General features: G+C 49.5%; 14 protein-coding genes. All 14 read left to right on the forward strand.

Going from position 1 to position 10,641, the window contains the following annotated elements:
- Positions 1-171 precede the first annotated feature (171 nt).
- Positions 172-1,518, forward strand: coding sequence for a phage major capsid protein (locus ACR2JI_RS07945; protein ID WP_526389536.1), 1,347 nt, complete (start codon positions 172-174; stop codon positions 1,516-1,518).
- Between the two features lie 56 nt (positions 1,519-1,574).
- Positions 1,575-2,600 carry a phage major capsid protein gene (locus ACR2JI_RS07950; RefSeq protein WP_526389537.1) on the forward strand — a complete coding sequence of 342 codons (1,026 nt, stop codon included), beginning with the start codon at positions 1,575-1,577 and terminating at the stop codon, positions 2,598-2,600.
- Between the two features lie 11 nt (positions 2,601-2,611).
- Complete coding sequence (locus tag ACR2JI_RS07955; protein WP_526389538.1) at positions 2,612-3,265, forward strand: head-tail connector protein; 654 nt, start codon at positions 2,612-2,614, stop codon at positions 3,263-3,265.
- Positions 3,265-3,609, forward strand: coding sequence for a hypothetical protein (locus ACR2JI_RS07960; protein WP_526389539.1), 345 nt, complete (start codon positions 3,265-3,267; stop codon positions 3,607-3,609). The genes ACR2JI_RS07955 and ACR2JI_RS07960 overlap by 1 nt, the downstream gene beginning before the upstream one ends.
- The gene (locus ACR2JI_RS07965) at positions 3,606-4,028 is read left to right on the forward strand and encodes a hypothetical protein (RefSeq protein ID WP_526389540.1); all 423 of its coding nucleotides are present in this window, start codon (positions 3,606-3,608) and stop codon (positions 4,026-4,028) included. The genes ACR2JI_RS07960 and ACR2JI_RS07965 overlap by 4 nt, the downstream gene beginning before the upstream one ends.
- Positions 4,029-4,066: 38 nt before the next feature.
- Positions 4,067-4,585: a hypothetical protein gene (locus tag ACR2JI_RS07970; protein ID WP_526389541.1), complete on the forward strand. Its 519-nt coding sequence runs from the start codon at positions 4,067-4,069 to the stop codon at positions 4,583-4,585.
- Between the two features lie 261 nt (positions 4,586-4,846).
- Positions 4,847-5,365, forward strand: coding sequence for a hypothetical protein (locus ACR2JI_RS07975; protein ID WP_526389542.1), 519 nt, complete (start codon positions 4,847-4,849; stop codon positions 5,363-5,365).
- Positions 5,366-5,448: 83 nt separating this feature from the next.
- Positions 5,449-5,718, forward strand: coding sequence for a hypothetical protein (locus ACR2JI_RS07980; protein ID WP_526389543.1), 270 nt, complete (start codon positions 5,449-5,451; stop codon positions 5,716-5,718).
- Positions 5,715-6,221, forward strand: a complete 507-nt coding sequence (locus ACR2JI_RS07985) for an HK97-gp10 family putative phage morphogenesis protein (protein ID WP_526389544.1) — start codon at positions 5,715-5,717, stop codon at positions 6,219-6,221. Before ACR2JI_RS07980 ends, ACR2JI_RS07985 begins: the two co-directional genes overlap by 4 nt.
- A gap of 2 nt (positions 6,222-6,223) precedes the next feature.
- Entirely contained in the window at positions 6,224-8,416 is a 2,193-nt protein-coding gene (locus tag ACR2JI_RS07990) for a phage tail tape measure C-terminal domain-containing protein (RefSeq protein WP_526389545.1), read from the forward strand.
- Between the two features lie 2 nt (positions 8,417-8,418).
- On the forward strand, positions 8,419-9,099 hold the full coding sequence (locus ACR2JI_RS07995; RefSeq protein WP_526389546.1) for a hypothetical protein: 681 nt from the start codon (positions 8,419-8,421) through the stop codon (positions 9,097-9,099).
- Positions 9,096-9,689, forward strand: a complete 594-nt coding sequence (locus ACR2JI_RS08000) for a hypothetical protein (RefSeq protein ID WP_526389547.1) — start codon at positions 9,096-9,098, stop codon at positions 9,687-9,689. The genes ACR2JI_RS07995 and ACR2JI_RS08000 overlap by 4 nt, the downstream gene beginning before the upstream one ends.
- On the forward strand, positions 9,686-10,120 hold the full coding sequence (locus tag ACR2JI_RS08005; protein ID WP_526389548.1) for a hypothetical protein: 435 nt from the start codon (positions 9,686-9,688) through the stop codon (positions 10,118-10,120). The genes ACR2JI_RS08000 and ACR2JI_RS08005 overlap by 4 nt, the downstream gene beginning before the upstream one ends.
- Positions 10,121-10,155: 35 nt before the next feature.
- On the forward strand, positions 10,156-10,641 hold a 486-nt coding region (locus tag ACR2JI_RS08010), incomplete at its 3' end, for a hypothetical protein (protein WP_526389549.1).

Below are 10,641 nucleotides of genomic sequence, written 5' to 3' on the forward strand. Positions count from 1 at the left end.
CAAGCGAGTATTGAGTGAGCGTGATGCCCTCAAGAAGCCTGAAGCAACCCCAACTCAGGGTGATCCTGATGCGGTGGTAATCGAAGCCGATACCAAGAAACTTCTCGAAGCACTTGAGATGCGTGACTTGGAAAAAGCACTTGCCAAACGAGTTAAATGAAAGGACTCATCATGTCTGTTGAAAAAATCATTGAAAAAGTAGATGCAATCGAAGCATCGAACCTTCAAAAAATTGAAGAAGTGAAAAGCGAAGTAGCAACTCAAGTCGAAGCCGCCAAGGTTGAGATGGAAGAGAAGTTCAACGCCCTCGAAGCAAAAGTCTCATCGATTCAAATCCCTGAGTTCATCCGCGCCCCCCACAAGACTGTGCGTGGCGATGTGAACCGCCGAGTGCGTGAGCAACTGGCTCAGTTCACTAAGCAAGGCGGCAACAAGATGCACACAGAATTGAAACTGTGGGAGTCTGTTGATCAGCACACCGCTTACTTGAACGAAGCATCCGCTCTGACAGGCTCAGGCGCTGGCATCGGTGGTCGTACTGCCTACGATCCTGTATTCCACGCTCAACGTCTGTTGAACCCGATGCGTGGCGTGTCTCGCAATGTTGCTACTGATGGTTCGACCTATCAGTTCCGTGCAAAGACAGGCAACGCTGGCGCTCAATGGGGCTACGCAATTCAGAACAACGGCTCTGCCACAACTGAGAACACCTCAATTTGGCAATTGAACATGCAAGACATCAACGTGCAGTTCCCAATTCGTACTGCCGCCCTTGATGACATCGATGGATTGGAAGCAAACGTCGTTGACGACATGCTCCAAGAATTCAGTCAGCAAGAGGGTCTCTCAATGATCCTCAACAATGATCAAAGTGGCTCTACTACTACTGCCTATGGTGCAACCAGTGGCTTGCGTGGTCTGAATCAATATCCCGGAGCAAATGGCTCTTACACAGGCGGCACGACTTCCTCTGCGGCATTCGGTTCAAGCGGCACCGCTTCAACTGACGGCTTGCATAGCATCGCCACCTATGACCAGTTGACCACCAACGGCTTTGCTTCTGCAAACAATGTGTCCTATGACGACTTGATCAACTTCTTGCACGCTCTGCCACAACAATACTGGTCGAATGGCAACAAGTTCATCATCAACCCACAAATGCTTGCTGGCATCCGTGGCTTGAAAGATGACAACGGCACTCCTGTGTTTGAACGTATGGCTCCTTTGGTTTATGAGGGCATCGTTGGTAAATTGATGGGCTACGATGTTGTGGTCAACAGTTACCTCGAAGCGCCTACTGCGTCTGGTGGCTCTGCTGGCACGAATAGCCAATACCCGATGTATTTCGGTGATTGGAATCGCGGTCACACCATCGTTGATCGCTTGAGCATGGTCTTGCGTCGCTACGAGCAAACACAGCCGGGATTCATCACTTTCTATGGTGAGAAACGCTTGGCAACGTCTGTGGTTGATCCTTTCTCGATCATCCGCTATCGCTCTACCGCTACTGGCGCTTAATCAAGGCGAGGGGGCTTTTGCCCCCTCTCTTGTATGAATTTACAAAGGACAAAAAAATGAGTGCAACGCAAAAAATTCTTGATGGCATCAAAACCTCGATCGCAGAAAATCGCAAGGTGACGATCGATCTGCGTGAAGCATCGGCTCTGACTGGCTCGGGTCTTGATGCTGGCGGTCGCACTTATTTTGATGATGTCTTTGCAAAACTTCGCTACGCAAACCCTTTCCGCATGGGTGCTAGAAACATCAAAGCCCCGAATACGTCGGCGGTTCAATTCGTAGCAAAGACAGGTAATGCCACCGACCAAGCCACAGGCGGTTGGGGCTATATCACCAATGCCAACTCAGGCACACCGAATACGGCTACGACTATTTGGCAACTTCCGACCCGAGTGATCTCGGCTCAATTGCCTGTTCGTGTCGCCGCTCTTGATGACATCAATGGACTTGAAAAAGAATTGATCGAGGACTTGGTTCTTGAATTCGGTCAGCAAGAGGGTTATTCGATGGCGATCAACAATGATCAATCAGGCTCTACGACTGCCACAACTGGTGGCACAGAGGGCTTGCGTGGTCTTGATTCCTACACGACCGCTGGCTCATCGGCTTTTGGCTCAAGCGGCACGGCAATGACGAACGGCATTCACTCGATTGCCACGATCTCTTTGGGCGGCACAACACCGACCTACAACAAGATCACAAACATTGCCAATGCGCTTCCTGCTCAGTATTGGGCATTGCCAACGACCGCATGGTATATGACCCCGACAATGATTCAGACCTTGCGTCAATTGAAAGACCTTCAGGGCTTGCCTCTCTTCCTCGAATTGGGTGAAGCAGACGAGGGCGGCGCAGTCGGCTCGATCTTTGGCTGGAAAGTCATCCCGAACCCTTACATGAGCGAAGACTTCCCGATCTACTTGGCAAACTGGGATCGATTCCTTTGCATTGCTGACATCGAAGAGATGGACATTCAAATGTTCGATCAGACCGCTCCCGGATTCGTGACTTTCTACGCAGAGAAGCGTTTGGTCTCGACAGTCAAAGACCCGTTCGCTGGTGTTCGTGCTTCTGCCGCTTAATAGGGGGCATCATGGCAGTCGAAAATTTAACTCTCGCTCCGTTCTTTGGGACAAGCCGTAATCCTTACAACTACGCAAAGGTTGAGCAGATTACGAGAGATGTGGCGACTGCGTGGCTCACCCTTGAGGAATGCACTCAGCAACTGAACTTGTTTGATGATGAGAGCCAAGACACTTACATCTCATCGATTGAATTGGCGACTCGAATGGCGATCGAGGATTTCCTTGGCATGGCAATCTTTGCCACATCGTATCGGGTCTACTACGGCAACATCGGTCTCTACAACACTCAGGTCTTTCTCGATCTGCCTGAAGTCTCTCAGGGGGCGACGGGGGTGACGATCGATGCCGTTTGGTATTACGGCAACTCGAACACAACCCCGATCTTGATCGACCCGACGACCTACTCGTATGACCCGACGGGCAATCGAGTGATCCTTGATCAGATACCAAACACGCTGAATCAAGCGGTGGCGAATCCGATTTATGTCGAATACACCGCCAACGCAAACAATCTTGCGTCATACCCTGTGATCAAGCAAGCGGGATTGATGTTGCTCACGCACATCTACAACAATCGCTCAAATACGACTGAGGCGAATCTGAGAGAGATTCCCTTTGGCGTGGCGACCTTGCTTCGTCCTTACAAGCCTTTGGTGATGTGATGGCAATTGTTCGCTATGAGAATCTGACAATCAACAATGTGATCAATGGCGTAGACACCCTTGGTGAATACACCACGACCACAACGACTTGGTTCGCCACAAGAGGCTTGGTTCATGATGTAGCAAACAATTTGAGAATCTCTGAGCGGTATCGGGTCTACTCTGATCTCGTTCAAATCACCCTCAATTACACGCCCAACATCAAGCAATTGGTCGACGATCAAAATGCCTACAGTATTACATGGCGAGGAAAAGAGTGGCGAATCACCGACTGCCGAGAACACAATGATCGACAGAAAGCGACGTTCATCTGTTATCGAGCCGATCCTGAGGTTCCAGTATGAGTTCTCAGAATAATCCCGTCAATTACGCCAAGGCGATTCAGTATCAATTGGTCGAGATCGTCGATCCTGTGCCTGTCTACGCCCTGTTCAACCGCAACTATGCGACTGAGCCAAAGTTCCTTACATGGCAACTTCGCAATGTGCATCAACCCGTCTATGCGGGGCAGATTCAAAGCAACAAGGGCATCGATCGCCCTGTCTTTCAAACGACGATCTTTGCAAAGACTATGACAGATGCTTTCAATTTAGCGAACACGATATTACAATCATTGCATGGGTATGCAGGAATGTTTGGCGATCCTACTGATGGCGGGTTTTATCTTGCCAAAGCAGATGTCGACTGGCTTTACCATACCTACGACAATGACCTTGGTCTGCACCAAATCATTCTCGACACGACTTTGGACATTCCGACATAAGACACGATTGATCAATCAACTTTGGAAGGAAACTAAAAATGGCACTCATCAATAAAGTCTTACCGGGATACACCGCAACCCTGTGGATGCAATCAGGCGCAAGCCCTACGGCATTGACTGACGACGAACTCAACACATGGGCTGACATCGAGCCAATCATCGGCACGGCGGCTGGTGGCTTGGGAACTGGCGGCATCAATGTGCCTGTTGAGACTATCCCTGCTTTTGGTGCTGACGATGCGTCTGCAACTTATGGCGTGGCTGGCGCTCGAACTGGCGCAAAGATCACCACTCAGAACCAAGTGACTTCTTTGAGCATCACTTCTGCTTGGAATCCTGCTGACACCGCCATGAACTTGATTCGTGATGACGGCTACAACGGCACGACCATTCGCACCTATGTGATCGCAGTCTATGACGGCACAGACACCGTGGCTTATGCGTTCAACGCCCGAGTCGGTGGCTTGCAATGGGATATGAGCGTATCGGCTGAAGGCAAATACATTTTCACTCTACACCCAGTTGGCGGCAACGCTTACGGCTGGACAAACAGTTAAAGAAAAAGCCCCCTCACGGGGGCTTACTTACAAGATGACGACAATACACAATACACAAGACCTGCTCTCCTACATAGTGACCCTCTCAGCAAGCGGTCAAAAGAATTGGTTTGGATTCACTCAGCAACGGATCACAGGCATCTCTCTTTGCCATGAGATCGCCAAGCGACACGCCGACAAGATGTCCCCCGAGGAGATCGTGGAGTATGTCATCCGTCTGAATAACGCAATCTATTCCAAACTGCTCAAAGGAGAGCCACAATGACCCTATCAAAAAAACTCGGAAAGCAATTTCAGCAAGTCAAAGACGAGATTCAGATCAAGAAAATCATGATCGATCTTGGCGAGGTGAAATTTGAACTTAAGATGAAAGTCCCTCTCAAGCGAGAGATGGAAGAGATCAACGCCAAAGTTCTTGCCCCCACAAAAGAAAAAATCGATGAGGTCTTTGAAAAACTTTCCACCCCAATGCGAAAGACATTGGAAGAGGGGGGCGAGGATTTCATCAAAGCCTTGAACGAAAGCAAGCAAAAAATTACAGTCACCGATGACGACATCATCGTTGATGGGACATCACTTCGACAAGTGGCTCAATATCAAGCCATTGAAGAGACTCGAGTTGAAGAGTATTTTCATCTTTTGATCTCAGAGACAGGCGAACCAATCAATGAATCGTTTGAGCAAATCAGCGAAGAGTTCCCCGACTTTGCAATCAAAGAGATCGTGCAATCTATTCAGTCGGCGATTTCGCCCGACTATAAGAGTGCAAAAAAAAACTAAGGCGATCTCTCCGTAGGCAAGTAACCGCCGCCCTGATTTTCAATGGACATACGGAGAAGTCGGTTGATGAAATAAGTGAGGAAGTGTTTACGGAGATTCAGGTCATGTATGCAGATGGGATGCTCGGCAACAAAGCGATCTTTGATGGTCTAGCCCCTCTTACGACTGCGATCTTCAATTACATGAGACCTGAGAGCGCCCCTGCTTATAAGCAGACTGCCATCTTTCCTTGGATCAATGAATACTCAATCAATCCTGATTTTGAGCCGACGAATGAAGAGCAAGTGAACAATGCCTTGCTGACCTTTGTTTCGCAAGCCAAAGGATTCAGCAAAGAGAGGTTCAAGCAATGAGTGGCGAATTCAAAGTCGAGGGTTTTGAAGAATTATTCAAAACAATGGATGAACTGGCTGAAGAGATCGGTCAGGGCAAAACCGCAAAGATATGGCGCACGGCTCTTGGCTATGCCATGGAACCCGTGTTGCAAGCCGCCAAGCAACGAGCGCCTGTTGATTCAGGGCAGTTGAGAGATCACATCTACATGAAGGCTCACAAGCCTCAAGGCAGAGACAAATCATCAAACTCTTACAAGGGAGAGATGTTTCTTGCCCGAGTATCTGTCAGCCCGAAGCGGGAAGATTCAGCCGAGAGGACAGTCCTCAACAAGAGAGGCAAGTTTCAAACGATTTCATACCATCGCCCCGTCGCTCTAGGGCAAGAATTTGGCAATGCTCACACCTCACCTCACCCATTTATTCGCTCATCATTGGAATCAAACCTACAAAATGTCATCGATAGGCTTGGCTACGCAATATGGGCAGAAGTAAACTGGGGAAAATACGCTAAGAAAGGCTAATCATGGCAGTCATTGGATCACTCTCGGTAAAACTAGGTCTCGTCACCGTCGAGTGGGACAAGGCTACCTCTCAAGCAAAGAAGCAAGCCAAAGACTTGCAAAATGCTTTCAACGACCTCGGTCTTGGCATGGGGAAATTGAAAAACCTTTTCAATCAATTAGGCGGGGCGGCTGGTCTTTCTGTCGCTGGCTTTGCCGCCATGTCTCATGCCGTGTTGGAGATGTCGGGCAATCTCGATGATCTTTCCAAGACCTACGATGTAAGCATTGCGAAAGTCTTGCAATTTCAAAACGCCATTATTCAGGCGGGTGGCAAATCTGAGGATGCTGGCAAGATCATGGCGACTATGTTTGCCAAGATTGCCGAGGCTCAACAGGGCAATGAACAAGCGATTGCCACCTTTGAGGACTTGGGGATCACCTTTGAGGAATTGAGATCGATGAACCCCGAGCAAGCCTTGACTCGGGTTTATCAAGGGCTGGCAGGGATTGGCAACACCTACGATCGCATCAAGGCTGTCAAAGAGATTCTCGGCAAGGGCGGTCTCCACAAATCGGTGGAAGAGATCGCAGAGGCGCTCGGGCAATCGACTGCCGAATTCCGTCGCCAAGAACAGGCTCTCAAAGCATGGGCAGAATTAGGCGATCGCATCGATCGAATGATGCTCAATCTGAAATTGGCATTCGCAGAATTTTTCAAAGTCTTCACGGGCGGCGATTTCATCCCCTCAGTCAATCAATTCAAGGCGGCGATGGTCGCCGTGACCTCTGTGTTGGTGATCAATGGGATGTTCAAGTTAGTTGCCGCTTTCAAGGCTTTGAATACCGCCCTCAAATCGACTGCCGCTCTTGGCATTGCCATTCAATCGGCTCAAGGCATCAAAGGCATTGCCATGGCTGGCGGGGCGCTGGCGGCTTATTTTGGGGCGATGAAAGTCTTTGAAAGCCAAGATGAGGAATCGGATGCCAATCCCCCTGAAGAGCAACAAGGCGGTGGGACACCTGAATCAGGGAGAACAGGCGATCGCAGAACTATTGCCGCCGCTCAAGCCAAGATCAAATTGGCAAAAGAGATGCTCGACATCGATAGGCGTAGACATGAATATCAGATGTGGTATTTGACAGGCAGTCAAGATGAGTTGGCTCTTTCTGAGAGCGCCCTGAAGATGGAAGAGGATATGGCAAAGGCAAATCAAGTTCGAGCCGAAGCCATGAAAGCCGAAAATCTTAGCAACGCACAAAAAGGAATCATTCAACAGCAATACGATCATGACATGAAAAAAGCCCAACAGGAACGGGCTGAGAGAGATGAATTGATCAACGCCAAAAGACAAATGGCGCTTGAACTTTTGAATCGACAAATTGACAATGAATCTCGTCTCGCCGCTATCAAGGGAGATCAGGCTCGATTAGAAAAAGATCGAGTTCACATGACTACGTTTGCTTATGAAAAGCAAAGAGAGGAATTGGCAATTCAGGAAAAATTGCTCAACTTTGAATTTCAAAGGGCAGAACTAAAAGCCCAATGGAAAGGTCATGAGTCATCGCCTGAATACATTGACAACATGGCGTTGATCAATGGTGCTGAAGCAACCGAAAGAGCCTTGTCAAGCATTCGACAAAAAGGCATTGAAGAGGAGCGGATGCGCCAAGAGGATTTCGTCACGGGCTGGAATTACGCTTTTGAGCAATATGTGATGAACGCTAACAGAGCGGGCGAATTGGCTCAAAATATGTTTCAGTCTTTTGTTGGCAACATGAATTCAGCGATTGACACATTCGTCAAGACGGGCAAATTCTCTTTCAAAGATTTTGCCAAGAGCGTGATTCAAGACATCATGGCAATGATCTTGAAGTTTCAAATGTTGCAAATGGTCAAGATGGCGGCGGGGGCAATGGGCTTTGGCATCCCGGGATTCGCCGTCGGCGGTTCACCACCTGTCAATCAACCATCATTGGTTGGAGAAGCGGGTCCCGAATTATTTGTTCCCAAGACGGCTGGCACGATCATCCCCAACAATCGACTTGGCTCAATGCTTGGCGGGGGAGGACAGACTGTAAATTACAACGGTCCTTATATCGCTAGTTTGAGCGCCATCGATACGCAATCGGCGACGCAATTCTTGGCAAAAAACAAGATGGCAGTTTGGTCAGCAAATCAATCCGCTAACCGATCTGTCCCAACATCGAGGTAATCATGGGCTTAACAGACATCCTTTCAATCAGCGAACAGGTCGGGATCAATGATCATCGATTCGTCGGACAAATGGTCAGCCGAAACCAGCGGATCAGCACATCGGAAGTCTTGACTGTCGTCCCTTTTGCTTTTGAACTTGCCCCGATGCGCTACTTGCGCTACTCGCAGAATCGTGCGCTCTTGAATGCCTTGCGCATCCCTGACAAAGCCCTTGAGCAGTATCTCAATTTTGGCTCGACGGGTTGGGTGAACTACATCGAATATCAAGGCGACTTGACCGAGACTCAGATCGAGTCCTGCCAATGGCAGACTTCATCGGCAAACAAGGTCTTGGTTCTAGGTAGTCTCCCTACTATTAGTTCTACGAAATACATCGTCAGAGAGGGCGACTTCTGTCAGGTGGGGCGATACACCTACATCGCCACGGAGAGCGTTCAGAGAGGCTCAGGAAGCACAGTTGAGATTCCCGTTCACCGCAACCTGATTTCGCCTCTCCTAGCCCCCGTAGATGCCGTCTTTGGCGAGTTTGGGACGACTGTCTCGATGGGTGGCGATTCCTACACAGGCGTGACCTTCCCTGTGATCCTAAGGGAATACCCTGACTACGCCCTCATTCCGATGACGAATGACTCCTACATTGCATGGTCGGGATCGTTCAAAGCCTTTGAGAGCGTCCTATGAATCCGATCACGCCTGTCGAGAATACGAACAACATTCGCTTTGCCGATTTTGTTCGGGTGACCAGCCCGAGTGGGACATACCGCTTTGCCACTACCCCCTCTGCCCTGACTATTCCTGAGGTCGATTCAGAGCCATTCAATGCCCTCGGGCAGTTGGTTCGAGTGGGCGATGCCACTCGAGACATAAAGTCGACCGCTAATGAGACCACCTTCACCCTCGTCGGAATCGACACCGCTATGCTTGGGTTCGTATTGGGTCAGCAGATTAAAGGCTCTCAGATCGAGGCATGGAAAGGCTTTTTCACGCCTGACGGCGAATTGATCACGACAGGCGGCACGGGTGGTCTGTATCAGTTTTTCAACGGCTACATCTCATCGTTCTCGATCTCTGAGCAATGGATGGAAGAGGTGCGCTCATTCGTTGGGGTGATCAATGTCTCAGCCTCATCGATTCAACTGATCCTGCAAAACCGAACCGCAGGGCGATACACCAACAACAACTCTTGGCAGTTTTTCAATTCAGGCGACACCAGTATGGATCGAGTGGCATTCATTACGACGATCAACTATCAGTTCGGAAAAACGGCATGATCCGAGAAGCAAACAAGTTCGACCGAGATGCCATCATCGAGATGATGAAAGAGTTTCGAGACTCTGCTGATTTTGTTGAGATTCTTGCCGCCGACAACATTGAATACTGGCATCGATTGCTTGACACGATCTTTGCAGGGGCAGGAAAAATCTTTTACCAAGAAGGTAAAGGATTATTGATGTGCGTGATCATGCCGACTGTGTGGGATGACAAGATGTTTGCCCTGCACGAATTGGCTTGGTATGTTCGCCCTGAATACCGCCGAGGCTCGACAGGGTATCGCCTTTTTGATGCCTACATTCAATACGGCAAAGAATTGAAAGAGGCTGGCAGGATCAAATACTTCACAATGACAAAACTTGATGTGAGTCCTGATCTCGACTACGGGCGATATGGATTCCGCAAAAAAGACGAGAACTGGATTCAATGATGCGACGACTCTACGCCCTGCTTTTCCTTTTATTCATGACTGCCCCTGCCTATGCAGTCGGCACGATCATTGCCGTCTCAGTCATCGGTCTGACGGCTGGCTCGTTTGCGGCAGTTGCCGTCGCCTTTGCGATCAACATGGTCGTGTCGGCGGTGATCTCGAAAGCCTTATTCAGCGCCCCTCAGCCGAGCGACATGGGGGCAGGGCAAACTTCTACCGATCCGGGAAATCGCCAACAAGTCCCACCAGCGACCGACAACAAGTTGCCCGTGGTCTATGGGGACGCATGGGTGGGCGGCACGATCATCGATCTGAGCATCTCTGAGAACAACCAAGAGATTTACTACGTCCTCTCTCTCTCAGAGGTCACGAATACCAACGCAGGGCAATCGCCTGACACTTTCACCTTTGGCGATGTCTACTACGGTGGCAAAAAATGTATTTTTGATCCCGTCTACAAATATCAGGTGACAGGCTTGCTCGATGAATCGACAGGCATCACCGACACCAAGGTGGCTGGC

Source organism: Mycobacterium sp. (assembly GCF_051006775.1).
Classification (GTDB): domain Bacteria; phylum Actinomycetota; class Actinomycetes; order Mycobacteriales; family Mycobacteriaceae; genus Mycobacterium.

Coding starts and splice junctions, on each gene's coding strand:
- ACR2JI_RS07960 (WP_526389539.1), top strand. CDS start 3,265: ATGGCAATTGTTCGCTATGAGAATCTGACAATCAACAATGTGATCAAT.
- ACR2JI_RS07950 (WP_526389537.1), top strand. CDS start 1,575: ATGAGTGCAACGCAAAAAATTCTTGATGGCATCAAAACCTCGATCGCA.
- ACR2JI_RS07945 (WP_526389536.1), top strand. CDS start 172: ATGTCTGTTGAAAAAATCATTGAAAAAGTAGATGCAATCGAAGCATCG.
- ACR2JI_RS08005 (WP_526389548.1), top strand. CDS start 9,686: ATGATCCGAGAAGCAAACAAGTTCGACCGAGATGCCATCATCGAGATG.
- ACR2JI_RS07965 (WP_526389540.1), top strand. CDS start 3,606: ATGAGTTCTCAGAATAATCCCGTCAATTACGCCAAGGCGATTCAGTAT.
- ACR2JI_RS07990 (WP_526389545.1), top strand. CDS start 6,224: ATGGCAGTCATTGGATCACTCTCGGTAAAACTAGGTCTCGTCACCGTC.
- ACR2JI_RS07955 (WP_526389538.1), top strand. CDS start 2,612: ATGGCAGTCGAAAATTTAACTCTCGCTCCGTTCTTTGGGACAAGCCGT.
- ACR2JI_RS07970 (WP_526389541.1), top strand. CDS start 4,067: ATGGCACTCATCAATAAAGTCTTACCGGGATACACCGCAACCCTGTGG.
- ACR2JI_RS07985 (WP_526389544.1), top strand. CDS start 5,715: ATGAGTGGCGAATTCAAAGTCGAGGGTTTTGAAGAATTATTCAAAACA.
- ACR2JI_RS08000 (WP_526389547.1), top strand. CDS start 9,096: ATGAATCCGATCACGCCTGTCGAGAATACGAACAACATTCGCTTTGCC.
- ACR2JI_RS07975 (WP_526389542.1), top strand. CDS start 4,847: ATGACCCTATCAAAAAAACTCGGAAAGCAATTTCAGCAAGTCAAAGAC.
- ACR2JI_RS07995 (WP_526389546.1), top strand. CDS start 8,419: ATGGGCTTAACAGACATCCTTTCAATCAGCGAACAGGTCGGGATCAAT.